Source organism: Stappia sp., assembly GCF_040110915.1.
Classification (GTDB): domain Bacteria; phylum Pseudomonadota; class Alphaproteobacteria; order Rhizobiales; family Stappiaceae; genus Stappia.
On sequence record NZ_CP157793.1, the window covers coordinates 1,943,598 to 1,968,570 of the forward strand.

General features: G+C 66.7%; 19 protein-coding genes and 4 tRNA genes. 5 read left to right on the top strand and 18 right to left on the bottom strand.

Annotated features, from left to right (window positions below; translation table 11 throughout):
• Positions 1 to 66: 66 nt before the first annotated feature.
• The 4 genes from ABL312_RS08520 to ABL312_RS08535 all read right to left on the bottom strand — a co-directional run bounded on the left by ABL312_RS08520 (position 67) and on the right by ABL312_RS08535 (position 4,974).
• On the bottom strand, positions 67 to 867 hold the full coding sequence (locus ABL312_RS08520; RefSeq protein WP_349360956.1) for an amino acid ABC transporter ATP-binding protein: 801 nt from the start codon (positions 865 to 867) through the stop codon (positions 67 to 69).
• Positions 868 to 939: 72 nt separating this feature from the next.
• Positions 940 to 2,091: an amino acid ABC transporter permease gene (locus tag ABL312_RS08525; protein ID WP_349360957.1), complete on the bottom strand. Its 1,152-nt coding sequence runs from the start codon at positions 2,089 to 2,091 to the stop codon at positions 940 to 942.
• Positions 2,092 to 2,101: 10 nt separating this feature from the next.
• Positions 2,102 to 3,316, bottom strand: coding sequence for an amino acid ABC transporter permease (locus ABL312_RS08530; RefSeq protein ID WP_349360958.1), 1,215 nt, complete (start codon positions 3,314 to 3,316; stop codon positions 2,102 to 2,104).
• A gap of 641 nt (positions 3,317 to 3,957) precedes the next feature.
• Positions 3,958 to 4,974, bottom strand: coding sequence for an amino acid ABC transporter substrate-binding protein (locus ABL312_RS08535; protein WP_374730191.1), 1,017 nt, complete (start codon positions 4,972 to 4,974; stop codon positions 3,958 to 3,960).
• Positions 4,975 to 5,274: 300 nt separating this feature from the next.
• Here ABL312_RS08535 and metC point away from each other — a divergent pair, with 300 nt between their 5' ends.
• Entirely contained in the window at positions 5,275 to 6,453 is a 1,179-nt protein-coding gene (gene metC, locus ABL312_RS08540) for a cystathionine beta-lyase (RefSeq protein WP_349360959.1), read from the top strand.
• A gap of 28 nt (positions 6,454 to 6,481) precedes the next feature.
• On the opposite strand, the gene ABL312_RS08545 is transcribed toward metC, so the two are convergent.
• Genes ABL312_RS08545 through ABL312_RS08560 form a run of 4 tightly spaced genes read right to left on the bottom strand, consistent with a single transcriptional unit; the run spans position 6,482 to position 10,266 of the window.
• The gene (locus ABL312_RS08545; RefSeq protein WP_349361376.1) at positions 6,482 to 6,796 is read right to left on the bottom strand and encodes a lipid-A-disaccharide synthase N-terminal domain-containing protein; all 315 of its coding nucleotides are present in this window, start codon (positions 6,794 to 6,796) and stop codon (positions 6,482 to 6,484) included.
• On the bottom strand, positions 6,796 to 7,611 hold the full coding sequence (locus ABL312_RS08550; RefSeq protein ID WP_349360960.1) for a glycosyltransferase family 2 protein: 816 nt from the start codon (positions 7,609 to 7,611) through the stop codon (positions 6,796 to 6,798). Before ABL312_RS08550 ends, ABL312_RS08545 begins: the two co-directional genes overlap by 1 nt.
• Positions 7,608 to 8,555 (bottom strand): phosphatase PAP2 family protein, encoded by a 948-nt coding sequence (locus tag ABL312_RS08555; RefSeq protein ID WP_349360961.1) that lies wholly within the window; start codon positions 8,553 to 8,555, stop codon positions 7,608 to 7,610. Before ABL312_RS08555 ends, ABL312_RS08550 begins: the two co-directional genes overlap by 4 nt.
• Complete coding sequence (locus ABL312_RS08560) at positions 8,548 to 10,266, bottom strand: glycosyltransferase family 39 protein (RefSeq protein ID WP_349360962.1); 1,719 nt, start codon at positions 10,264 to 10,266, stop codon at positions 8,548 to 8,550. Before ABL312_RS08560 ends, ABL312_RS08555 begins: the two co-directional genes overlap by 8 nt.
• 180 nt (positions 10,267 to 10,446) lie before the next feature.
• On the opposite strand from ABL312_RS08560, the gene ABL312_RS08565 reads away from it, so the two are divergent.
• A complete protein-coding gene (locus ABL312_RS08565; protein ID WP_349360963.1) occupies positions 10,447 to 11,268 on the top strand; it encodes a phosphodiesterase in 822 nt (273 codons plus the stop codon).
• On the opposite strand, the gene ABL312_RS08570 is transcribed toward ABL312_RS08565, so the two are convergent.
• Complete coding sequence (locus tag ABL312_RS08570; RefSeq protein ID WP_349360964.1) at positions 11,220 to 12,839, bottom strand: Na/Pi symporter; 1,620 nt, start codon at positions 12,837 to 12,839, stop codon at positions 11,220 to 11,222. The two genes, ABL312_RS08565 and ABL312_RS08570, sit on opposite strands and share 49 nt — an antisense overlap.
• A gap of 262 nt (positions 12,840 to 13,101) precedes the next feature.
• On the opposite strand from ABL312_RS08570, the gene ABL312_RS08575 reads away from it, so the two are divergent.
• Positions 13,102 to 15,255 carry an EAL domain-containing protein gene (locus tag ABL312_RS08575; protein WP_349360965.1) on the top strand — a complete coding sequence of 718 codons (2,154 nt, stop codon included), beginning with the start codon at positions 13,102 to 13,104 and terminating at the stop codon, positions 15,253 to 15,255.
• A 171-nt stretch (positions 15,256 to 15,426) separates the two neighbouring features.
• Here the strand turns inward: ABL312_RS08575 and ABL312_RS08580 are convergent.
• The 5 genes from ABL312_RS08580 to ABL312_RS08600 all read right to left on the bottom strand — a co-directional run bounded on the left by ABL312_RS08580 (position 15,427) and on the right by ABL312_RS08600 (position 17,510).
• Positions 15,427 to 15,503, bottom strand: a tRNA-Arg gene (locus ABL312_RS08580).
• A 90-nt stretch (positions 15,504 to 15,593) separates the two neighbouring features.
• Entirely contained in the window at positions 15,594 to 15,899 is a 306-nt protein-coding gene (locus tag ABL312_RS08585; protein ID WP_349360966.1) for an ETC complex I subunit, read from the bottom strand.
• A 179-nt stretch (positions 15,900 to 16,078) separates the two neighbouring features.
• A tRNA-Pro gene (locus ABL312_RS08590) sits at positions 16,079 to 16,155 on the bottom strand.
• Between the two features lie 147 nt (positions 16,156 to 16,302).
• Positions 16,303 to 16,722 carry a DUF192 domain-containing protein gene (locus ABL312_RS08595; RefSeq protein WP_349360967.1) on the bottom strand — a complete coding sequence of 140 codons (420 nt, stop codon included), beginning with the start codon at positions 16,720 to 16,722 and terminating at the stop codon, positions 16,303 to 16,305.
• A gap of 143 nt (positions 16,723 to 16,865) precedes the next feature.
• A complete protein-coding gene (locus tag ABL312_RS08600) occupies positions 16,866 to 17,510 on the bottom strand; it encodes a cold-shock protein (RefSeq protein WP_374730202.1) in 645 nt (214 codons plus the stop codon).
• A gap of 314 nt (positions 17,511 to 17,824) precedes the next feature.
• Here ABL312_RS08600 and ABL312_RS08605 point away from each other — a divergent pair, with 314 nt between their 5' ends.
• Together ABL312_RS08605 and ABL312_RS08610 are read left to right on the top strand one after the other, a co-directional pair.
• Positions 17,825 to 18,265 carry a VOC family protein gene (locus tag ABL312_RS08605; protein WP_349360969.1) on the top strand — a complete coding sequence of 147 codons (441 nt, stop codon included), beginning with the start codon at positions 17,825 to 17,827 and terminating at the stop codon, positions 18,263 to 18,265.
• A gap of 178 nt (positions 18,266 to 18,443) precedes the next feature.
• Positions 18,444 to 18,519: transfer RNA gene (locus tag ABL312_RS08610), tRNA-Glu, on the top strand.
• Between the two features lie 957 nt (positions 18,520 to 19,476).
• On the opposite strand, the gene ABL312_RS08615 is transcribed toward ABL312_RS08610, so the two are convergent.
• The 4 genes from ABL312_RS08615 to clpX form a co-directional block, all read right to left on the bottom strand.
• A tRNA-Val gene (locus ABL312_RS08615) sits at positions 19,477 to 19,552 on the bottom strand.
• 559 nt (positions 19,553 to 20,111) lie between these two features.
• A complete protein-coding gene (locus ABL312_RS08620; RefSeq protein ID WP_349361377.1) occupies positions 20,112 to 20,387 on the bottom strand; it encodes an HU family DNA-binding protein in 276 nt (91 codons plus the stop codon).
• A gap of 184 nt (positions 20,388 to 20,571) precedes the next feature.
• Positions 20,572 to 22,995: an endopeptidase La gene (gene lon / locus ABL312_RS08625; protein ID WP_349360970.1), complete on the bottom strand. Its 2,424-nt coding sequence runs from the start codon at positions 22,993 to 22,995 to the stop codon at positions 20,572 to 20,574.
• Between the two features lie 523 nt (positions 22,996 to 23,518).
• Entirely contained in the window at positions 23,519 to 24,784 is a 1,266-nt protein-coding gene (gene clpX / locus ABL312_RS08630) for an ATP-dependent Clp protease ATP-binding subunit ClpX (protein ID WP_349360971.1), read from the bottom strand.
• Positions 24,785 to 24,973: the final 189 nt, after the last annotated feature.

Below are 24,973 nucleotides of genomic sequence, written 5' to 3' on the forward strand. Positions count from 1 at the left end.
TCGTCATTGGTTCGGGCCGTCCCCGCCGGCGACATCCGCGCCACGGCCTGCCCGGCGCCAGCCCCTTTAGTGCAGGATCTGGCTGAGGAATTCCTTGGTGCGCTCGTGCTGCGGGCTGGTGAAGAACGGCTCCGGCTCGTTCTGCTCCACGATCTGCCCCTGATCCATGAAAATCACCCGGTTGGCCACCTGACGGGCAAAGCCCATCTCGTGCGTGACGCACAGCATGGTCATGCCCTCTTCCGCGAGGTTGACCATCACGTCCAGCACTTCCTTGATCATCTCCGGATCGAGCGCCGAGGTCGGCTCGTCGAAGAGCATGATCTTCGGGTTCATGCACAGCGAGCGGGCGATCGCCACGCGCTGCTGCTGGCCGCCGGACAGCTGCCCCGGGTATTTCAACGCCTGCTCGGGGATCTTCACCCGCTCCAGATAGTGCATGGCGACTTCCTCGGCCTTGGCCTTGGGCATCTTGCGCACCCAGATCGGGGCGAGCGTGCAGTTCTCCAGAATGGTGAGATGCGGGAACAGGTTGAAGTGCTGGAAGCACATGCCCACCTCCCGGCGGATCTCGTCGATCTTCTTCAAATCGTCGGTCAGCTCGATCCCGTCGACGACGATCTGCCCCTTCTGGTGCTCCTCCAGCCGGTTGATGCAGCGGATCATCGTCGACTTGCCGGACCCGGAGGGCCCGCAGATCACGATGCGCTCGCCGCGCATGACCTTGAGGTTGATGTCGCGCAGCACGTGGAAATCCCCGTACCACTTGTTCATGTTGGTGATCTCGATCGCCACGTCCGTGTCGGAGATCTGCATCTTCGCCCGGTTGACGGGCACGCTCTCGAGATCGACGGCGTTTTCACTCATCTCGGTCATCCTCGAAACTCCACAAAAGGGTCGGACCGGACGCGCCCCGGCCGGGGCCGCGCCCGGGGGTCGCTAGCGTTTGTGCCCGGTGTGCAGCCGCTTCTCCATGTAGATGGAGTAGCGCGACATGCCGAAGCAGAAGAGGAAGAAGATCGTCGCCGCGAACAGATAGCCGGTATGGCCCTGGCTCGGCGTCGCCCAGGTCGGATCGGTGAACGACGACTGGATCTGGCCCAGCAGGTCGAACATGCCGACGATCAGCACCAGCGTGGTGTCCTTGAACAGCCCGATGAAGGTGTTGACGATGCCGGGAATGACGAGCTTCAGCGCCTGCGGCAGGATGACCAGATACATCATCGGCCAGAACCGCAGCCCCAGCGCCATCGCGCCCTCGTATTGGCCCTTGGGGATCGCCTGCAACCCGCCGCGCACCACCTCCGCCATATAGGCGGAGGAAAACAGCGTCACGCCGATCAGCACGCGCAGCAGCTTGTCGAAGGTCACCCCCTCGGGCAGGAACAGCGGCAGCATCACCGAGGACATGAACAGCACGGTGATCAGCGGCACGCCGCGCCAGAACTCGATGAAGATCACGCAGACCAGCCGGATCGCCGGCATGGTCGACCGCCGCCCAAGCGCCAGCGCGATGCCGATGGGCAGCGAGGCGACGATGCCCGTCACCGCGATCACCAGCGTGACCAGCAGCCCGCCCCACTGCGCGGTTTCCACGATCGGAAGCACCACCGTGTCGCCGAAGGTGAGCCCGGTGAGCAGGAAGTAGGCGACGATCGGGAACGCCACCAGGAACAGCAGCGCATTGGTCCGCTTGAACGGCACGCTCGGAATGGCGAGCGGCACGAGCAGAAGGGCGAAGAGCGCATAGACGATGTCGACCCGATAGCGTTCCTCCACCGGATAGCGGCCGTAGATGAACTGCGGCAGATAGGCATCGACATAGGCCCAGCAGGCCCCCGCCGCCTCGCCGGGCGGCGGCAGACAGGCGGTCCGGTCCTCGCCGGTCCAGACCGCGTCGATGAACGCGAACTGGATGATCGGCGCGATGATCGAGTAGAGCAGGAACAGCCCGATCAGGGTCAGGATCGTGTTGCCGATCGAGGAGAAGAGATTATCGCGCATCCAGCCGAGGGCGCCGGTCGTGGAGACCGGCGCCGGCAGCGTCGGCGCCTCTTCGGTTCGGATGTGAAAGACGTCAGCGTTTGCCATGGTCCGCCCCTTATCGTTCCACGAGCGCCATGCGCTGGTTGTACCAGTTCATGAAGGCCGACGTGGCAAGGCTGAGCGAGAGATAGATGGTCATCCAGATCGCGATGATCTCCACCGCCTGACCGGTCTGGTTGAGCACCGTGCCGCCGACCGACACCAGGTCGGGAAAGGCAATCGCGACCGCCAGCGACGAGTTCTTCGTCAGGTTCAGATACTGGCTGGTCAGCGGCGGAATGATCACGCGCATCGCCTGGGGAATGACGACGAGGCGCAGGGTCTGCCCGTTGCGCAGGCCGAGCGCATGCGCGGCCTCCGTCTGCCCGTGGCTCACCGCCAGGATGCCGGCGCGCACGATCTCCGCGATGAAGCCCGCGGTGTAGATCGCCAGCGCCAGCGTCAGCGCGAGGAACTCCGGAATCAGGTTGATGCCGACGCCGATCTCGAAGCCCTGCCGGAACACCGGACCGGTCTCGATGAACACCGGATGCTCAAGCGAAATCGGCATGCCGGAGAGGAAATAGGCGACCAGCGGAAGCCCGAGGATCAGGCCGAGTGCGGTCAGAAACACGGGGAACGGCTCGCCGGTGGCCTCCTGTCGCTTGCGCGCCCAGGAGCGGATGACGAAGGTCGCACCGAGCGCGACGATCAGCGCCATCACCACAAGCGACGATCCGCTCTCGAAGACCGGCTTGGGCGCGCGCAGACCCGCGATGTTGAGGTGGAAGGTGTCGAACAGCGACCACTTCTCGCGCTTGCCCGGCACGGCCCGCAGCACGGCGAAATACCAGAAGAAGATCTGGAGCAGCAGCGGCACATTGCGAACGATCTCGACGTACCAATAGGCCAGCTGCTTGATGATGAAGTTGTTCGACAAGCGCGCGATGCCGACGATGAAACCGACCACAGTGGCCAGCGAGATGCCGATCACCGCGACCAGCAACGTGTTGAGAAACCCGACGAACAGCGCAGTGCCATAGGTCGAGGTTTCCGAGTAGTCGACCAGCGACTGGATGATGCCGAAACCGGCGGTGTTGTTGACGAACCCCCAGCCCGAAGCGATGTTCTGCCGCTCCAGGTTGGCGACGGTATTGGTGACGATGAAGTATCCAAGCGCCGCGATCACCACGACGAGCAGCACCTGATAGAACAGGCTGCGGACCTTGGGATCGTTCACCAGCGACGCGCGCGCCGGCGCCGCATCGGATTCGTGATCCTGACTTGCCATTTGACCTCGCCCCGACTGTCATCGGCGACCGGAGGCGACCGGAAGACGCGCGCCCTGGAGCACGCTGCCTGGATGGTGCGTCGCATGAACGCGGCACGAACCACGACACGAAGGGCATCGCAGCGGCGCGACGCGCCGCATGCGATCTCTCCGACACGAACGGTCCCGGCGAGCCCTCTCTCCCGTTGCGGGAAAGCCCACTCGCGAAACACGTCCGGCACGGACAGACCGCTTCCCCTTCGCGGGAAACACCCGACGCGGGACACATCGGCGCAAGGCGGACCTCGCACCCGTTCCCGCGCCCGGACCCGTGAAACGTACACCCCAGGCGAATGCCATCCAGACGGAAGCGGCTGCCGCATGTCGCGAAGGCGTGGACCGCACCCGCATGCGAGCGACCGCCCCGGTCGCATCTGCCAGTCTGACGTCGATCCGTCGCGCGCCGCCGGGACCCCGTGACTGAGGCCTCCATCTGACGATCCGAACCGACGACCCCTCTGTTGAAAGCCGACTGCGCTCTATGGCCCGGATGGGCACACGTGACGCTTATTGTGTCTTAAGCTTTTGTCTTTGCGTTTGTTTTCACGAACCCCCGACCGGCGCACGCCGGCCGGGGAACCGCGTATCTGACAGATCGCGCCTTAGCGGATCGGCGGAGCGTAGAGGATGCCCCCCTTCGACCACAGGGCGTTCACGCCCCGGGCGATGCCGAGCGGCGTGTCCGGGCCGACGTTGGCGTTGAAGGTCTCTTCGTAGTTCCCGACCAGCTTGATGATGTTGTAGGCCCAGTCGTTGCTGAGACCGATGTTCTCGCCGAACGAGCCCTCGACGCCGAGCAGGCGCTTGATGGACGGATTGTCCGAGCCCTTCATCTCATCGACGTTGGCCGAGGTCACGCCGAGTTCCTCGGCGTTGATCATCGCGTTCAGCGTCCACTTGGCGATGTTGAACCACTCGTCGTCGCCCTGACGCACCACCGGGCCCAGCGGCTCCTTGGAGATGATTTCCGGCAGCACCATGTGGTCGCCCGGGTTGGTCAGCTTCAGGCGCTGCGCGTAAAGGCCCGAGGCATCCGTCGTGTAGACGTCGCAACGGCCGGCATCATAGGCCTGCACGACCTCGTCCGCCTTTTCGAAGGCGACGATCTCATACTCCATGTTGTTCGCGCGGAAGTAGTCGGCGACATTCAGCTCGGTCGTCGTGCCGGTGTTGGTGCACACCGACGCGCCCGACATCTCGAGCGCCGAGGTCACGCCGAGTTCCTTGCGGACCATGAAGCCCTGGCCGTCGTAGTAGTTCACGCCGGCGAAGTTCAGGCCGAGCGTGGTGTCGCGGGTCATCGTCCAGGTCGTGTTGCGCGACAGGATGTCGATCTCGCCGGACTGCAGCGCGGTGAAGCGCTCCTTGGCGGACAGCGGCGTGTACTTCACCGCATCCGCGTCGCCGAACACGGCCGCTGCAACGGCGCGGCAGTAGTCGACGTCGATGCCGGTCCAGTTGCCCTGCGCATCCGGGTTGGAGAAGCCGGGCAGCCCCTGGCTCACGCCGCACTGCACAAAGCCCTTTTCTTTCACGTCCTCGAGCGTCGCCGCCGACGCTGCGGTGGCACCCAGGCCAAACGCGACGCCGAACGCGATCGGTAGAAGCATTTTCGTCATGGATTTGCAGCCTTCTCTTTTGCCCTGTCAGAATTGGGTTTGTCGAGATCACGCGTGCGGGATGCAGATCGCAACCATGCGCGGCAGCTGTCGCAGCGGCAGTGTTGACACTGGTTTTCCCCTCCCGGCACTTCGCGGTCTTTCTTCTTGTCGAACCGTCACAAGCGCCACCGTCATCTCATAGGTGCATTCGATGGCATTTATGGCTAAGGGTCAAGGGTGCAGCGCACCAGATGCGTTCGATTTGCGAAAAGTTTTTCACAACTCGAAAATCTCGACAGAGTGTCCGAAAGGGAGAACATGGCCGCGTCCGATCAAAACCGCAGCAAGGGGCTCGCCACGCGTCTCACCGAGGCCGGGCGGGCGCCGCATGCGTTTCACGGCTTCGTCAATCCGCCCGTCGTGCATGCCTCGACGGTCCTGTTTCCCGATACGCAAGCCATGATCACCGGCAGCCCGCCGTATCACTACGCCCGGCGCGGCAATCCGACGACGAACGCGCTGGAAGACGCGATCCGCGACATCGAGGGGGCGGCCGGCGCCAAGCTCGCGTCCTCGGGCCTCAACGCGATCTCGCTGGCGCTTCTGTCCTGCTGCTCGGCCGGCGATCATCTCCTGATCACCGACAGCATCTACGGCCCGACCCGCAATCTGGCCGAGACCACGCTCAAGCGGCTCGGCATCGAGGTCGACTATTACGATCCCCTGATCGGCGGCGACATCCGCACGCTGTTCAGGCCCAACACCCGCGCCGTGATGACCGAGGCGCCGGGCTCCCTCACCTTCGAGATGCAGGACATCCCGGCGATCGCAGCGGCCGCGCACGAGATCGACGCGCTGGTCGTGATGGACAACACCTGGGCGACGCCGGTCTACTTCCAGCCGCTGGCGCATGGCGTGGACCTGTCGATCCAGGCCGGCACCAAGTATATCGTCGGCCACTCGGACGCGATGCTGGGAACCGTGGCGGCGAGCGAACGCGCCTGGCCCGCGCTCGACGCCACCTATGGCGCGCTCGGCATGCATGTCGGGCCGGACGATGTCTTCCTCGGCCTGCGCGGCTTGCGCACCCTGCATGTCCGCCTGAAGCAGCACATGGAAAGCGGTCTTGCCGTCGCCCGGTGGCTGCAGGCCCGCCCGGAGGTCGCCCGCGTGCGCCATCCCGCCCTGCCCGAGGATCCCGGCCATGCCATCTGGAAACGGGATTTCTGCGGCGCGTCCGGCCTCTTCGCCTTCGACCTTCGCGACGGCACGACCATCGACCAGGCGCGCGCCTTCCTGGACGCCCTGTCGCTGATCGGCCTCGGCTACTCGTGGGGCGGCTTCGAGAGCCTGGCGATTCCCGTGCGCCTCAAGGACGCGCGCACGGCGACGGCGCTGCCAGAGGGCGGCCCGAGCATCCGTCTGCATGTGGGGCTGGAGGATGTCGCCGACATCCAGGCCGATCTGGAAGCCGGGTTCGCGGCCCTGAAGGCCTGATGTGACCTGAAAGAGAAACGGCGTGGCTTCAGATACCGGGGTCGCGCCGCTTTTCCTTGAAGATCAGCCACAGGTTGCGGAAGTAGATGATCATGCCGAGAGACTGGCCGGCGATGAACACCGGGTCCTGCTGGCGGATCGAGTAGATCAGCAGCAGGCTGCTCCCGCCAATCGAGAAGAACCAGAAGGCGACCGGCACGATCGACCGCCCCACCCGCTCGGATGCGATCCACTGAACGACGAATCGCATCATGAACAGGAATTGCGCGACGAATCCCAGCACCACCCAGCCGTCGAGCCGCGCGATGAACACGAGATGCAGCCAGTCGAGAAGTGCGTCGATCACCGGCTCGCCTCCGCCTCCTGCCCGACCGTTTCCGCCTGCCTGTCGACGAGGACCGAAACCTGCGGGATGCGCTTGCGCCGGCGGCGCAGCCACCACACGCCGTAGAGATCCAGAATGCCGACCAGCGCGCGGTCGAAGATGCCGTACTTCGATTGCCCGTGCCGCCGGTGCCGGTCGACGATGTCGACATGGGTCACCCCGTACCCTTCCCGCAGCACGAGCGCGGGCAGGAACCGGTGCCAGCTGTCGAAATAGGGCAGCCGCAGGAACACCTCGCGGCGGATCGCCTTGAGACCGCAGCCCGAATCGCGGGTCTGGTCGGCCAGCAACCAGCTTCTGAGCCGGTTCGCGACACGCGAGGCGAGCCGCTTCGCGGCACTTGCCTTGCGCCCCGTGCGCTGCCCCGCCGCCAGCGCGACGCCCGGGCCCGCCGCCTCCAGCGCCGCGAGAAGTGCGGGGATATAAGCCGGGTCGTTCTCGCCGTCGCCGTCGATCGTGACGACGACCGCGCCGCGCGCCGCGTGAAGGCCGGTGCGCACCGAACAGCTCTGGCCGCAGGCCGTTTCGTGGCGCAGCGCCCGCAAGGCCGGCATCCCGGCCGCGATCTCGCGCAGCAATTCTCCCGTGCCGTCGCGCGAGCCGTCGTCGATCACCAGGATCTCATGGGTCCGACCGGCGAGCGCCGCCGCGATTTCCGCAATCAGCTCGCGCAGATTGTCGCGCTCGTCCTTCGCCGGAACGATCACCGAGACCTGCGGCGCCGACACCGCGCGCAGCGTCTCTTCGGGGGCTGCCTCCGGAATGCCGGTCATCGGCCGTCTCCGCTCGTGGCACGCGGTTTCACGAAGGCCCGCCGCCCGGTAACGGCCCGCCACAGCGCCCGCGTGCAGGCGCGCAGGCTGATGCGGCTCATGATCGGGCGCAAGACGCCTTGATCGTCGAGCGCGAAGCCGATGCGGCGATAGGCCATCCAGCGCGCGCAGACGACCGCGACGCTCATGCCCAGCAGCGTTCCGGCGATCACGTCGCTGGGGTAATGCGCCCCCACCATGATCCGGCTGAAGGCGACCCAGAAGGCGCAGACCGCGATCAGCCAGCGGAAGCTCGGCAGGATCAGCGCCAGCGTCGTCGCCAGGGCCGCGATGGTGGTCGAATGGCCGGAGGGAAAACTGGTGTAGTCGTGATCGAAGATCATCGGGACGAAATGCACCGGCCCGACCTCCTCGAAGAGCTTCGGCCGGGCCCGGCCGAGCACCCACTTGAGGATCAGCACGATGATGCCGCTCGCCGCCACCGACACGAAGATATAGGCGCCGAAGGTCCACAGCGTGCCCAGCGCCATGCGCACCCGCCAGGTCAGCCGGTCCCAGTCGAGCGGCAGGGTCAGCAGGCAGTAGAGCCCGGTGGTCCACAGGATCCAGTGCCCCTTGCCGAAGTCGGTGATCGCGGTGAAGGCCGTGCGGTATTCCGCCGGCAGCGAGGCGAGCCACGGATAGGTCGGGATGTCGAGCACGATGACCGCGATGCCGACGGTGAACAGAAGCACGGCGAGAATGTCCTGCGGCCGATGGCCGGGCCGCAGCGGCGGGCGCTGCTCGGCGACGCGGCGGTTGCGGTCGCGCACGAGATGGCGGATCCGGCGCGCGTTCGAGCCGGCCCGCGAGAGCGCACCGCGCGCCCGTCCCGTCCAGCCGTCGCGTTCTCCGGCCGGTTCCCCCACACGCACCCCGTCCCGATCGAGGGATTGCTCACTCACGCCCCGCCTCCCGCGTCGCATACAGGCCGATGTCCATCTCGTCGCCGCCGTTGATGTTGAGCCCCGTCACCCGGACCTCGGATTTTGCCTGCCCGCCGCCGGCCGCCTCGAGCGCCTCCAGAAACGCCGCTTCGAACCGGTGATCGACGACCGCGACCCGGCAGGCGCCGTCGGCCCCGGCCAGAAACTCCGCCGCCTGCTGCGGGCCGGTCGGCCAGGTGTCGGTGCCCTGCAGGAAAATGTAGCTCGGCTCGTTGAAGCCGACGTTCGCCACCTGAGGATCGGCACAGGGCGCGAAGCGCTCCACCGCCTCCGCCAGACGCGGGCTCACCCAGATCGGAGACAGCGCCGGCATGGTGAAGCCCCAGGTCGCGACGATCAGCAGCAGGCCGGCGGCCAGGGTCGACGGCAGCGCGCGCGCAGCCGCCCCTTGCGCCATCGCGCGCATGGCCGCGATGCCCGGCACCAGCGCCAGCGCCGCGATCACGGCGGCCGGCGGCGACGGCCATACGCCGAGCACGGGTGCCGCCACCACATTGGCCGCGGCGACCCCGACGATGGGCACGATCAGCAGACCGGCGGCGATCAGACGCCAGACGCGCGCCGGCGGCGTCTCCTCGCTGCGGCCGAGCAGCACGGCCGCGAGGATCGCGATCCCCGGCAGGACGGGCAGCGTGTAATGCGGCAGTTTGGTCGCCGTGAGCTCGAAGACCAGCCAGGTGGGCAACACCCAGCAGGCGGTGAAGAGCACCACGGGCAGCCGGCGCAGGCGCATGAGCGCGGGCAGCGCCAGCACCGCGAAGGCCGGCAGCGGCCAGAAGGTGCCGAGCGAGGCCGCGAGATGGGTGAGCGGCGGCGCGCCGTGGCTTTCCTGCCCCGTGGCGACCTTGCCGAGCAGGTCCTGACCGATCGATTCGGCGAAGAACGCCCCGTCGGTGTGCAGATGGATGGCCACGAACCAGGGCAGCACCAGCACGAGAAAGCCGACGATCCCGACGAGCGGGTAGAGCCCCCTCACCCAGGACAGCGACCGCTCCGCGACGCTCAGCAGCGCGATGGTGAGGCCGACGACCATCGGGCCGACCGGCCCCTTGATGAGCACGGAAGCCGCCAGCGCGCCCCAGAAGACGACCGCCAGCGCCTTGTGCGTGCGCTGCGATCCGCGATCGAGCCAGATGCGCGCCAGCGCGCCCTGCGCCGCCAGGATCGAGGCCAGCAGCATGGCGTCCGTCTTGGCGAGCCGCGCCTCCACGCCGAGGATCAGGGCGGCGGACACCAGCGCGCCGGCAACCAGCGCCGCGCGCGGCCCGGTGAAGGCGCGCGCGCACCAGTAAGTCAGCAAAACGGCGAGCAGCGCGCCGAGTTGCGAGGGCAGACGATAGACCCAGATCGGCGCGTCGGCGCCGAGCCCGCTCGCCTCCACGGCGGCCGATTGCAGCCAGTAGATGCCGACCGGCTTCTTGTGCCGGGCCGTCTCCTGGAACCGGATGTCGACGAAGTCGCGGGTTTCCACCATCTGCTTCGACGCCTGGGCAAAGCGCGGCTCGTCGCGGTCGAGCGGCGGCACCTGCGTGAGCCCCGGCAGGAAGAACAGCACTGCGAGCACGAGAAGGGCCGCGGGCGCGAGACCGCGGTGCCCCAGATACCGCAGCCAGCGCTCACGCGTCGTCTCGAACGCGGTTCGGTCTTGCTGCGCGGAAAGTTCGCTCATCGTCAAAAAGCCTATGCGACCGACTGGTAACGGTGTCCGCGCATCCGCGTCGACCGGTCCCCCGCGCGCTTCCTACATGAGCGCGCGCGAAAGGGGAACAGGTCACGGCCATCTCTCTCGCCAAACGCGTGCCTCGCGGCTAGCGTTCGTCCCCGCCGCCCGACACCTGGAGCCTTCGACATGACATTGATCGCGCAGATCACCGACCTGCACATCCGCCCGCGCGGGCTCGCCTGCTACCGCGTCAGCGAGACGAACATGCTGGCGCGCCGCGCCGTCGACGCGCTCAACGCGCTCGATCCCCAGCCGGATGCCATCGTGGTGACGGGCGATCTGGCGAACGGGCCCGACCGGCGCGAATACGCCGGGATCCAGCCGCTGCTCGCCCGGCTCAAGGCCCCGGTCTTCGTGCTGCCGGGCAACCATGATTCGACCGCGATGATGCGCGAGATGCTGACCGGCGTCGGCCCCATCCACGAAGGCACCGCCGACAAGATGCATTACGCGGTGGACATCGGCGACCTCCGCCTCGTCGCGCTCGACAGCGCCGTGCCCGGCGCGCCGCACGGCAGGCTCGGCGCGGAGCAGATCGCCTGGCTCGATGCCACGCTGGCAAAGAGCGACAAACCGACGCTGATCGCCCTGCATCACCCGCCGGCCACCGTCGGCATCGCGCATATGGACCGGATCGGGCTCACGGATTCGGACGCTTTCGCCCGCGTGATCGCCCGCCACGATCACGTCGCCCGCCTGCTGTGCGGGCACATTCACCGCACCATCATCGCCACCGTCGCGGGCCGCGTCATGACGCTGGCCCCCAGCACCGCGCATCAGGTCGCGCTCGACATCGCCGACCGCGATCCGGGCCACTTCGTGATGGAGCCGCCGGGCTACTTCCTGCATCGCCACACGCCGGAAAGCGGCGTGGTGACGCATCTGGCCTATGTCGAGGCCTATCCCGGCCCCTTCCCGTTCTTCGCCGACGACGGGGTGGAATGGTAGGCATCCGTCCCCTGCAGCCGCGCCAGGTGATGGGCGATGCGCCACAGGTGATAGGTCACGCGGTGCAGCCAGCGCACCCCGTCGAGATGGACGAGCGCCGTTTCCGGATCGATGTCCTGCGCGGCGGCTGCCGCGATGGTGCGTTCGCGCACGCGCTCGCGCTGCCTGCGGAACAGTCTGCGCAGCCGGTCGAAATGCCGCTCGCAGGCCGCCATGTCCGGCTCATCGCGCGCCGCCTCCAGCCCCGCGCGCAGCAAGCCGGCCAGACGGCGCAGGCGCGCGTCGTCCTGGAGGCCGCGCACCCTGTCCCGCTGGGTCGCCCGATGGCTGGCCCGGGCGAGATGGTCGAGCAGGTGTCGAAGCGCGAGGTTCCGCCGATGCGCCTCGCCCTGGGCCGGCACCGTGTGGACCGGCCCGAGATAGCTGCGCAGGGCCGCGATCCCCGCCTCGATCTCCGCGCGTTCGGTCTCGGTGTCACGCACATGTTTCGATGGCGTCAGAAGCGCGGCGAGCACCGCGTCGAGCTTGCCGGCCAGATCCCGCGCATTGGCGCCGGCGACGTCGAGCGCGGCCTCCGGTTCGGCTTGCAGCTTGGGATCCAGGCGCACGAGATGCGGAACGTCGTGCGCGGGCACCAGACGCTCGATGACCCGCGCGAACCGTCCCGCCACGGGCAGGATGATCAGCACGCCGAGCGTGTTGAACGCGGTGTGAAAGGCAACCAGCGCGATCTGCGCGTCACCGGTGCCGTCGGCAAGTCCCTCCACCAGCAGCGCGAAGGGCGTGAGCAGGAAGAACGCCATCGTCCCGACGAAGAGGTTGAAGGTCACATGGGCAGCCGCCGTGCGGCGCATCTCGGTCGATCCGCCGAGCGAGGCCAGCACGGCCGTGGCCGTGGTGCCGACATCCATCCCGATCACCAGCGCCGCGCCTTGAGGCAGGGAAATCGCCCCGCTGCCGAGCGCGGCCAGCGCCATCGCGATCCCCGCGCTGGAGGACTGCGTGATCAGCGTGACCGCGATCCCGATCGCCACGAGCTGGAGACGTCCGAACGTCGTGTCGGCGGGAAAGTCCTGCGGCGTCACCGTGCCCTGCAGCGCTTCCAGGCCGTCCTTGAGCGCGTCGACGCCGAGAAACAGCAGGCTGAAGCCGGCCAGCGCCCAGCCGATGCGCCGCAGCGTGCCTCGCCCGAACAGGCGCAACAGCGCCCCGACCAGAAGCAGCGGCAGCGCCAGCAGGCCGAGATCGAGCTTGAAGCCGATCAGCGCAACGAGCCAGCCGGTCATCGTGGTGCCGATGTTCGCCCCGAAAACGATGCCGATGGCCTGGGGAAAGGTCAGCAGTCCGGCGCCGACAAAGCCGACGGCGGTCACCGTCGTGGCGCTGGACGACTGCAGAAGCGCCGTGGTGACCGCACCGGCGGCCGCGCCGCTGGCGGGGCTTTGCGTCAGTCGCGCGAGCGTGCGCCGCAGCGCCCCGCCGGCGAGCGCGCGCAACCCGTCGGTCAGAACCAGCATTCCGAAAAGGAACAGGCCAATGCCGCCCGCGGCCAGCAAAACGTTTTCAGTCACCCGGCGTCTCCGCGTTTGTAGTCAGCCCACCGAAATCACAACCACTACGCGAAATAGATATCTTGCGAATATATGATTGCTTCTTGCGTAACAATGACAGGTTTTCATCTCCAGAAGATCAACTATACTTAGTCGCATAGGTCAGCGTTTCGATTCACACGGCGGGCGCGCTCGACCTGGGGCGCCGTGCTTGCTGTCGCCAACGAACCGATGCGCCTGCAGACTGAGATTGCCTGAGAGATCACCTGTACGGGGCGACGCCTTGCCGGTTCGCACTTCGGATGCGCCAGACAGCGACGGGTCGACATCGACCTCCACCGCCCCCGCGGTGTTCGGAACGCGCCCGGGGTTCCTGCTGGCCAATGCCCCGCCTTTCGTTTTCATGCGCGTGTCGCGCAATGAGAACCGCTCCTACCGGATCGATTATATCAGCGAAAGCTGCCAGGCAATCTGGGGGTTGACACCGGCCGAGGTCGGCGACGACCTGCGCCTTCTGTGGAGCCGGACGCATCCCGACGATGCGCCCGCGATGCTCAGGACCATGCGCGAGGCCGGCGCGCGGCGTGTCGAATGGGCGGGGACGTTCCGGGTTCTCGATGCGCAGGGCGGCTACCGCTGGGTGGTCGGGCGCGGGCTGCCGCGCGACGACCTCGCCGAAACCGACACCTGGAGCATCACCGTCACCGATGTGACCGGCCAGATGCGGGCGTTTCACGATCTTCAGATGAGCGAGGCCCGCTTCCGGGCGCTTGCGGAAAACATTCCCGGCGCGATCTTTCGCTACTGCGTGCATCCCGACGGGAGCGACGAGATCACCGATATGAGCCGGGGCTGCTTCGACCTGTGGGAACTCACCCAGGAGCAGATCCTCGCGGACCCGGGGCCGATCTGGGCGATGGTGCTCCCGGAGGACCTGCCGGCGATGCAGCAATCGGTGGCGGATTCGGGACGGACCCTCACCCCCTGGAATCACATGTGGCGCATTCGCACGCCCTCGGGCACGGTGAAATGGCTGCAGGGTCGCGGCCAGCCGCACCGGCTGGCGAACGGCGACATCGTCTGGCACAGCCTGATCTTCGATGTCACCGAACAGCGCAACAAGGACGAGGAGATCCGCCGCCTCGCGGAAGAGGACACGCTCACCGGCCTCGCCAACCGCTCGGTGCTGCTCAAGACCCTGGAGACCGCCCTGGCCAGACGGCTGGCCGACGGCGGCAGCGGGGCGCTGCTTCTCATCGATCTCGATCACTTCAAGGACATCAACGACGCGCTCGGGCACGACGGCGGCGACCAGTATCTGCGCGCCACCGCACAGAGGCTGCGCGCGGTGGCCGGCAAGCGGGATCTGGTGGCGCGCCTCGGGGGCGACGAATTCGCGGTGCTCGCACCCGATCTGGGCGACCCGCAGCAAGTCGGCCTGATCGCCGAGCGCATCCGCATCGCCCTGTTCGAGGATCTTCCGATCGAGGGCCGCCCCCTGTCCAGCAGCGTCTCCATCGGCACCACGGTGTTTCCCGCCGACGGGGCAACGTCCGGAGCGCTGCTGAAACACGCCGATCTCGCCCTGACGGAGGCGAAGACCTCGGGCGGCAAGGCCACCGTCGCCTTCACCCGCGATCTGGACGAGCGCCGGGTGCGCCGCAAGACGCTCGCCGAGGCCCTGCGCGGCGCCATCGCACATGGCGATATCGAAACGGCCTTTCAGCCCATCGTCGACACGGCGACGACGGCGCACAGCGGCTTCGAGGTGCTGGCGCGCTGGACGCTCGACGGCGCGCCGGTTCCGCCGAGCGAATTCGTGGCGCTTGCCGAGGAAACCGGGCTCGCCCTGCCGCTCGGCGAGGTCGTCGTCACCAAGGCGCTCGCCTGGGCCCGCCGGCTGGAGGACGCCGGCCTCGCGCCGGGCCCCCTGTCGATCAACGTGAGCGCCTCGCAACTGCGCCATGACGGCTTCGCGACCTTCCTCGCGGAGGCCTTGCAGCGCAACGCCATCGCGCCGGCCGGGATCGAGATCGAGGTCACCGAAAACGTGATCTTCGGGCGCTGGGCCACGCGCATCGCGGAAACGCTCGACGACGTGCACCGGCTCGGCGCCCGCATCGCGCTCGACGACTTCGGCACGGGCTATGCGTCGCTCATCCATCTGCGCCGGATCAAGGTCGACCGCCTCAAGATCGACCAGTCCTTCGTGCGCGACATCGAGAGCGACCCCGACGACGCAGCCATTGTGCGCACGATCATCAATCTCGCGCATTCACTCGGTCTCGACGTGGTCGCGGAAGGCATCGAGACGGCGCCGCAACTGGCCTTTCTGCGTCGCTCCGCCTGCGATCTGGCGCAGGGCTATTTCTTCGCGCGCCCGACAACCCGCTTCGAAGAGATCGAGACCTATCTGCGCGGCGCGCTCCGGGCCTGACCGGCCACCCCGCCCCTTCAGAGAGGCCCCGTCGCCGAACCGCCGTCGATCCGACAGGCCCCCCGCGCGGATCGGCACGCAGGAGCGCTCCGACGACGAGCGAAAACCGTTCTGCGCGCCCGCGCGCGAAAAGGCGCGTGACAGCAGGCGGGAAAGATGAACGTGAGGAAGTGGCGACCCCGGCAGGATTCGAACCTGCGACCATCGGCTTAGAAGGCCGGTGCTCTATCCAGCTGAGCTACGGGGCCGTGATCCTGGACCTTCGGTGGCGCGCACCCCCGGGCCGGAGACGCGCACCCGATCGCCATCCGGTCGACGTGTCGCGACCGGTCCGAGCCTCAGTGGGTCCAGGGCATGTAGCGGTCGTAGCGGAAGTTGTCCGAATAGGCGATCTTCGGAATGCGGCGCGTGCGTTCGGCCTCGACCCGGTAGGCGATGCCGTTGCGCTTGGCATAGGCGATGGCCGCGTCCTTGGTTTCGAAACGCAGCTTCACCTGCTGCTTCATGTCGGAGGACGACGTGTAGCCCATCAGCGGCTCGATCGAGCGCGCCTTTTCCGGTTCGAATTCGAGAACCCAGTCCTGCGACTTGCCCCGTCCCGACTGGGTGGCGGTCTTCGCCGGAGAATAGATTCGTGCGACCATCAAGGCGCTCCCGTCTCTTCGCATGGTCCCCGCGCGTGCGTTCGCGCGGGCCCACCCGTTATTTCCCCGGCGCCGGGCGAAGTCAATGCCGTTGCGCCCCGCCCGCAGCCGAACGCCCCCGCAGCGGAACGCCGATGTCGTTGCACCGCGACTGGCGGCCGGGCTGTACAGGAAAGAAATGGTCGGGGCAGCAGGATTTGAACCTGCGACCCTCTGCTCCCAAAGCAGATGCGCTACCAGGCTGCGCTATACCCCGTTTCTTGAATTTCTGCGGTTTATAGGCGTTCGACGGGCGGGTCAACCGGGAACGAAACTGGAATTGGGAGGCCTCTGCGGGCAAGTCCGGACCGGGTGTCCCGGCATGGCCCGCAGCGCAATCCGCTCATGGTCCCGGCAGTCGGCGCTACTCCCCTTGCCCCGCCGCGATCGTCGGGCTCTGCACCACATCGCCGGGCTGGATGCCGAGCCGCGCCGCCGTACCCGCCGGCACCTCCAGCACATAACGCACCTTCGCCCGCGAGGGCACAAGCTCTAACGACAGGGGCACCGTATCGCGCGCGATATGGGCAATCCGCCCCGATGCCTCGATGAACAGCATGTCGAGCGAAATCAGCGTGTTCTTCATCCAGAACGCGACTTCGCGCTCGAGCTGGAAATCGAACAGCATGCCGGCATCGGGGGCGAGCGTCTCGCGGAACATCAGCCCGCGCGCCCGGCTCTCATTCGTATCGGCGATCTCGACCTGGAACTTGTGCCGGCCGGACGCCGACACCACGACAAGCATCTCCCGCGCCAGAGCCGGGGCAGCCGTTTCGCTCGCCACGGCCCGCGTCGCGAGACCGCCGCCCGTCGCGACACAGGCAAGGGCCGCAAGAACAGCGAAAACAAGGTGCAGGCCGCAGCGGCGCACATGAGACAGGCCACGCCTCCCCCGTGTCCGGTCGGGTGGCAGCCGATCCCGCGCCATCAGTGCGACGAAGGGATATGCACGCCCTCGCCGTCGGGCCGGATTTCGGCGGCCATGCGCCCCTTCGGCCCCTGGCCGTAGCGCACCATCACCGTCTGCCCGGGACGCAACTCGGTGATGCCGAAGCGCCGCAGGGTCTCCATGTGCACGAAAATGTCCTCCGTGCCCTCGCCCTGGGTGAGAAAGCCGAAGCCCTTGACGCGATTGAACCATTTGACGGTCGCGGGCTCGTATCCGCTCTCTGGCACGACCTGCACGTGGGTGCGCGACGGCGGCAGTTGCGAGGGGTGAACGGCGGTCGATTCGTCCATGGAGAGAATGCGGAAGGCCTGAAGCCCGCGCGATCCCGGAACGACCTCGCAGACGATCCGCGCGCCTTCATAGGCGGTCCGATACCCGTCGCGGCGCAGGCACGTCACATGCAGGAGAATATCGGCTTGCCCGTTGTCCGGAACGATGAACCCGTAGCCCTTGGCGACATCGAACCACTTGATGGCGCCGGCGACGACCTGAAGGTCGGTCCGCGTCTCCTCGCCCGCGCCGTCACGCGCCTCAAACGAGGGTTTTGTCCCCAGATCCTTCATCGTCCACGCCCCTGATACGCCGCAAGCTGGAACCGCACATGCGAAGCCGACACCGCCGATTCCGCAGCCACAGTCTAACATCCCGAAATGGCGGAACCACACAATTCTGCGAAAATTGACCATGTGAGCCGCCGGAGAAAAGAGTGAGCCGTTTTCCGCGATTCGCAAACAGGCAGCATTTGCCGCCCTCCCCGCGGACATCCCCGTCGCGGATGCCCCGTCGTGGGCGCGCCCAAGTCAATGCTCCGGCCGCGGTCGCGGGATCGACCCGTTGATCTTGCCGTCGGGAGCCATAGTGTTGAGGGCAACCGCACCCCCGCACGCACGCCGGGGGTGCGCGAACCTGACGACCCAAACCCCGCGAAAGGGACAGCATGCGCTACCTTCACACCATGATCCGCATCCGCGACGTCGAGGAATCGCTGGATTTCTTCTGCAACAAGCTCGGCCTGGAGGAGGTTCGCCGCTACGAGAGCGAGGCCGGGCGCTTCACGCTGATCTTCCTGGCCGCGCCGGAAGACGTGGAGGCGGTCAAGTCCGGCTCGGCGCCGGCGCTGGAACTCACCTACAACTGGGATCCGGAAGAGTATGACGGCGGGCGCAACTTCGGTCATCTCGCCTATCAGGTCGACGACATCTACGCGACCTGCGCTGCGCTTCAGTCCGCCGGCGTGACGATCAACCGCCCGCCGCGCGACGGCCGCATGGCCTTCATCCGCTCGCCCGACAACATCTCCATCGAACTGCTGCAAAAGGGCGAGGCGCAGGCGCCGCAGGAGCCCTGGACCTCGATGGAAAACACCGGCACCTGGTGAGTGCCGGCGGCGCGCGGGCGGCACGCGCCTGCCCGCGCGCCGCGGTCCGCTCGCCGCGCTGGCCTCCGGTGATCCGGCCTCAGATGGCGAGACGCACGAAGCCTGTGGATGAATGCGCATCCCCCCTCTTGCCACGTGCCGAATTCCTGCTTATAACCCGCCCACATCGACGCAGCGGGCGCCCATCGTCTAGCGGTCTAGGACGCCGCCCTTTCACGGCGGAAACACGGGTTCGAGTCCCGTTGGGCGTGCCAGTCGTTGCGTTGATGTCTTCAGCCCGGGCCGCAGGCCCGCGTGGCAATGGTTCCCCCCCTTATCGAGTTCCTTTCCCTCATCTGACTCCCATGTAGGTGCCCCCCTCACCGGGCGCTGCCGGTCGTCGCACAACGTTTGTTCAGATGCCGGCGCAGACCCCGGGCACGTGACGCGCCTTGGCTGGGCGCATGGGCCAGACCCTTAGGACATGATGCAACGGGATGCCTGACGGGTATCTCCCGGATCGAGAGCCGGTCACCCGCACATTCGCGCGTCTCTTGCGCCGCCCGCAAGGCAGCTGCGTGGCGCCTTGCGCACGATCTGCATACGTTTGCAATTTCGGACGGTCCGGATTCGCGAAATGCAAATTTCCCTTACGTCATGACGCGCATTTCGCGAAAGGCGCGCCGCCACGCAACTGGCAGGCTACGAATAATCCGCAGGAAAACCCTCAAATGTGCGCACATAAGCGCATTGGCACGCTTCTTGATACGTGGAGGGCGAGCGCGATAGGCGGAAGGTCGGAAGGTCAGCCCGGCCCGGCGCCATCGACGCAGACAACCGCGACGCCCCATCGATCAAACAATCGCGGACATAAGAACGACCCTGGCCCGCTGAAGCCTCAAGTCATCGCTTCCACCCCGGATGACTTCGCCTCGGCGGGCCATTTCTTTTGCCATTCCCCCGCGGCTCGCTCCCAAGCGCGACCGACACGGCCGCAAACCGCCGCCACGCCGTCGACGCAGCACTGCGCATCGCGTCACGACCGTTGCGACCGTTCCGTCAGCCTGGCTCGCCCCCGGCACCGCCTGTCCGTCCTTCCGCCGACCGCCTGCGCCCCGGCGAACTCACAGACACTCGATCCGACGGCTTCCGCCAAGCGGCATGGTCGTCAGCCTGCGGCGAAGGCTCGTTTGTTTGCAGAGTCACTTTTGGGAAGACTGGTGAGGGAAGGATGGTGGGCGGTGAGAGACTCGAACTCCCGACATCCTCGGTGTAAACGAGGCGCTCTACCAACTGAGCTAACCGCCCATCGCGCGCGCCCGGTCTGCCTGCGGCGGCCTGCCCCGGGAAAAGACCGGGATCTGCGCCGAAGGACGGACCGTCGAAGAACCGGGGCCGTCTTGATGGTCGGGCCGTTCCGACGACAGACCGGACAAGCGGGCCGATCAACCGGCCGCAGCGATGACTGAAGCCTTTTACGTCGCAGGCCTGAGAAGATCAACCATCCCGCTCATCCCCGCCCACCGGCTGCACACCTGCCCGCCTGCACAAGCGAACGGACACCGGGATACCGGCGCCAGGGCTCGGGCACCAGGGCTCAGGCACCAGGGCTCAGGCACACGCAGAAAGCTGCAAGAAAACGCAAGCAGGGTGCGGGCGGCACGAAGGCGACATCCTCCGCCGCACTCCGTCTCAAAGCCCTCCAGGGGCCCATTGGCGGGCGTTTGAACCACACCCGTCGCATCGGGCAACATCGGCGGCACCACGGGGCCGGCAGGCCGCGTGGTGCCGCCTCCCCGAACGCGAAGCGGCCCCGCCGGCGCAAACCGACGGGGCCGCTTGTGCAAGAGGAACGCGTCGACGCCGATCAGGCGTTCACCGCGTCCTTCAGACCCTTGCCAGCCTTGAACTTCGGCGCCTTGGAGGCCGGGATCTGAATGGTGTCGCCGGTGCGCGGATTGCGGCCTTCCGACGCCGCGCGCTCGGTCACGGAGAAGTTGCCGAAGCCGATGATCCGGACTTCCGCGCCGCCCTTGAGCGCCTCGGTGATGACGTCCAGCGTCGCGTCCACGGCTTCACCGGCCTGCGCCTTGGTCAGGCCCGTCTTCTCCGCAACGGCGGCGATCAGATCGTTTTTGTTCATGGCAGTCCCTTTCCTGGAAACGGCAAGCCCGACGATTCGTGACAGGCTCTGGCCCCGGACACTCAAGCGAATTCGCCCGTCTGGCAAGCCGAAAAGCGCAGAAAACCGCGATTTCGACGCCTTTTTCATGCAAAAAGGGCCCCGGCGAATACCGGGGCCCTCCTGGGTGTTGATAAGCGGTGGATCAATGCGCGACGGGCTTGGCCTCGTCCCCTTCCGCAACGACCGCCTCGCGGGCGGCATCGGCCGCCGCCTCGTCCCACTCGATGGGGTCGGGCGTGCGCCGGAGCGCGGTCTTGAGAACGTCCTCCATCCGCGAGACCGGGATGATCTCCAGCCCGTTCTTCACGTTGTCCGGGATCTCGGCCAGATCCTTGGCGTTGTCCTCGGGGATCAGCACGGTCTTGATCCCGCCGCGCAGCGCCGCAAGGAGCTTTTCCTTGAGACCGCCGATCGGCAGAACGCGGCCGCGCAGCGTGATCTCGCCCGTCATCGCCACGTCGCGGCGCACCTCGATCCCGGTCATGACCGAAATCACCGCGGTGGCCATGGCGATGCCGGCGGACGGACCGTCCTTCGGCGTCGCGCCTTCCGGCACGTGGACGTGGATGTCGCGCTTGTCGAACAGCGGCGGCTCGATGCCGAAGTCGACCGCACGGGAGCGCACGTAGGACGCCGCCGCCGAGATCGATTCCTTCATCACGTCGCGCAGGTTGCCGGTCACGGTCATCTTGCCCTTGCCCGGCATCATCGCGCCCTCGATGGTCAGCAGCTCACCGCCCACCTCGGTCCACGCCAGCCCGGTGACGACACCGATCTGGTCCTCGCGCTCCGCCTCGCCGTAGCGGTAGCGGGGCACGCCGAGATACGCCTCGACCACCGCCTCGTCGACGTCGATCTTGGTCTTCTCGGTCATCAGGATGTCCTTGACCGCCTTGCGCGCGAGCGTCGCCAGTTCGCGCTCGAGGTTGCGCACGCCGGCCTCGCGGGTGTATCGACGGATCACCATACGCAGCGCCGCGTCGCTCACCTCGAACTCTCCCGCCTTCAGGCCGTGATCCTTCTCCGCCTTGGGCAGCAGGTGCCGGCGGGCGATCTCGACCTTTTCATCCTCCGTGTAGCCGGCGATGCGGATGATCTCCATCCGGTCCATCAGCGGCGCGGGAATGTTGAGCGTGTTGGCGGTCGTCACGAACATCACGTCCGACAGGTCGTATTCGACCTCCAGATAGTGGTCCATGAAGGACGCGTTCTGCTCCGGATCCAGGACCTCGAGCAGCGCCGAGGAGGGATCGCCGCGGAAGTCCATGCCCATCTTGTCGATCTCGTCGAGCAGGAAGAGCGGATTGGACTTCTTGGCCTTCTTCATCGACTGGATGACCTTGCCGGGCATCGAGCCGATGTAGGTCCGCCGGTGACCGCGGATCTCCGCCTCGTCCCGCACGCCGCCGAGCGACATGCGCACGAACTCGCGGCCCGTCGACTTGGCGATCGACTTGCCGAGCGACGTTTTGCCGACGCCCGGAGGCCCGACGAGGCACAGGATCGGCCCCTTGAGCTTGTTCGCCCGCTTCTGCACGGCGAGATACTCCACGATCCGCTCCTTGACCTTCTCCAGGCCGTAGTGGTCGTGATCGAGCACCTCCTGCGCGTGATTGAGGTCGTGCTTGACCTTGCCCTTCTTGCCCCAGGGAATGCCCAGCAGCCAGTCGAGGTAGTTGCGCACGACCGTCGCCTCGGCCGACATCGGGCTCATCTGCTTGAGCTTGCGCAGCTCCGCATTGGCCTTCTCGCGCGCTTCCTTGGAGAGCTTGGTCTTGGTGATGCGCTCTTCCAGCTCGGCCACCTCGTCGCGGCCGTCCTCGCCGTCGCCGAGCTCCTTCTGGATCGCCTTCATCTGCTCGTTGAGATAGTACTCGCGCTGGGTCTTCTCCATCTGGCGCTTGACGCGCGAGCGGATGCGCTTTTCCACCTGCAGCACGGAGATCTCGCTCTCCATCAGCCCGAGCACGCGCTCCAGCCGCTCCGGCACCGAGGTGATGCCGAGGATTTCCTGCTTCTCCTGGATCTTGACCGCCAGATGCGAGGCGATCGTGTCGGCGAGCTTGGAATACTCGTCGATCTGGCCGACGGCGCCCAGCACCTCCGGCGAAACCTTCTTGTTGAGCTTCACGTAGTTCTCGAATTCCGACACCACGGAGCGGGCCAGCGCCTCGACCTCGACCGTGTCGCCCTCTTCCTCGGGCAGCGCCTCGGCATGCGCCTCGAAGAGGTCGCTGCGGTCGGTGTAGTCGGAGATGCGCGCACGCGCGCCGCCCTCGACCAGCACCTTCACGGTATTGTCGGGCAGCTTCAGGAGCTGAAGCACCGTGGCGAGCGTGCCGATCTCGTAGATGTCGGAGGGAGAAGGATCGTCGTCGGAGGCATTGACCTGCGTCGCGAGCAGGATCTGCTTGTCCGCGTTCATGACCTCTTCAAGCGCCCGGATGGACTTCTCGCGCCCCACGAACAAAGGCACGATCATGTGCGGGAACACGACGATATCGCGCAGGGGGAGCACCGGGTAGAGCGTTCCCTCGCCCTGGGGCCGCGTCTCGAACTCAGTCATTGGTTTTCCTTTCCTTGCGAACCCGCCGCCCCGATGAGTGGCAGATACGGACGGGCGCAGTGTCGGCAACGTCGGGATCCGAACACGGGAGACGCTTCCGAGAGGAACCGCCCGTCACCCCCGAGGCCATCGTCCGCCGCCCCGAAGGGAGGTGGGCACGCCGGTCGATGCCACGTTGCCAGTTACGCCAATACGTGGATACCCCCTTCTCGCCTGTCAAGGCACCCACTCGGATTGGCCATCGCGCCGATCCCAGATTACGCGGAACGCCGGCCGATTCGCCGAAAAACTGCGCCTTTCCCCAATCCAGCGGTGGAAAGTCGCGCCGGCGACCCGCCATCGGACGCGGCCCGCGCCGTTTCGCCGGCAAAGGGAACCGCGGCGCACGCGCGCGCGCCCTGGCGACGCTGCGCGGCAGACGCAAAACGGCTCCGGGGCAGGACCCCGGAGCCGTGATCGCATCTGGTATCGCGTCCGATCGCCGACGGCCGTCCGCGCGGTTCGCCGCCGGCCTGCGGCCCCGTCAGGCGCTGCTGACGGATTCCTCGGCGCGATCCTCGTAGATATAGAGCGGACGCGCCTCGCCGGTGACAACCTCGGCCGAGATCACCACTTCCTTGACGCCCTTCAGGCCCGGAAGCTCGTACATCGTGTCGAGCAGGATCGACTCCAGGATGGAGCGCAGGCCGCGTGCGCCGGTCTTGCGATCGATGGCCTTGCGGGCAATCGCCTTGAGCGCCTCTTCGTGGAAGGTGAGTTCCACGTTCTCCATCTCGAACAGCCGCTGGTACTGCTTGACGAGCGCGTTCTTGGGCTCGGTCAGGATCTGCACCAGCGCTTCCTCGTCCAGGTCGCCGAGCGTGGCGATCACCGGGAGACGGCCGACGAACTCCGGAATCAGGCCGAACTTCAGCAGATCCTCCGGCTCGAGTTCGGAAAACAGCTCGCCCGCGCGCCGGTCCTCCGGCGCCTCGACGGTGGCCTTGAAGCCGATCGAGGTCTTGCGGCCGCGCTCGGAGATGATCTTGTCGAGGCCGGCGAAGGCGCCGCCGCAGATGAACAGGATGTTGGTCGTGTCGACCTGCAGGAACTCCTGCTGCGGATGCTTGCGCCCGCCCTGCGGCGGCACGGAGGCCACGGTGCCCTCCATGATCTTCAGGAGCGCCTGCTGCACGCCCTCGCCCGACACGTCGCGGGTGATCGACGGATTGTCGGCCTTGCGGCTGATCTTGTCGACCTCGTCGATGTAGACGATGCCGCGCTGCGCCCGCTCCACATTGTAATCGGCGGACTGGAGCAGCTTGAGGATGATGTTCTCGACATCCTCGCCGACGTAACCGGCCTCGGTGAGCGTCGTCGCATCGGCCATGGTGAACGGCACGTCGAGGATGCGCGCGAGCGTCTGGGCAAGCAGCGTCTTGCCGCAACCGGTCGGGCCGACGAGAAGGATGTTCGACTTGGCGAGTTCGACGTCATTGCCCTTCGACGCGTGATTCAACCGCTTGTAGTGGTTGTGCACGGCGACCGACAGGACCTTCTTCGCCGGCCCCTGCCCGATCACGTAGTCGTCGAGAACCGACCTGATCTCATCCGGCGTGGGAATGCCGTCGCGCGACTTCACCAGCGAGGACTTGTTCTCCTCGCGAATGATGTCCATGCACAGTTCGACGCATTCGTCGCAGATGAATACGGTCGGGCCGGCGATCAACTTCCGCACTTCGTGCTGGCTCTTGCCGCAAAAGGAGCAGTAGAGCGTGTTCTTCGAGTCGCCGCCGCTGGCCTTAGTCATCAGGTAACCCCGCGTGGTTCGGTCGGGTTGCGCCTCCGCCAGGGAGCCGCCCCTTCCGGTCTGTCTGATCGAGAGGGACGCCGCGGCGTCCGCCTCATATCGGGTGCCGGGCCGTCGGCCTGCCCGGACTTGCCCCGAATGTCACCATGCTTCCACCTCAAAAATCAATATAGGTTTAAGGCAAACGCA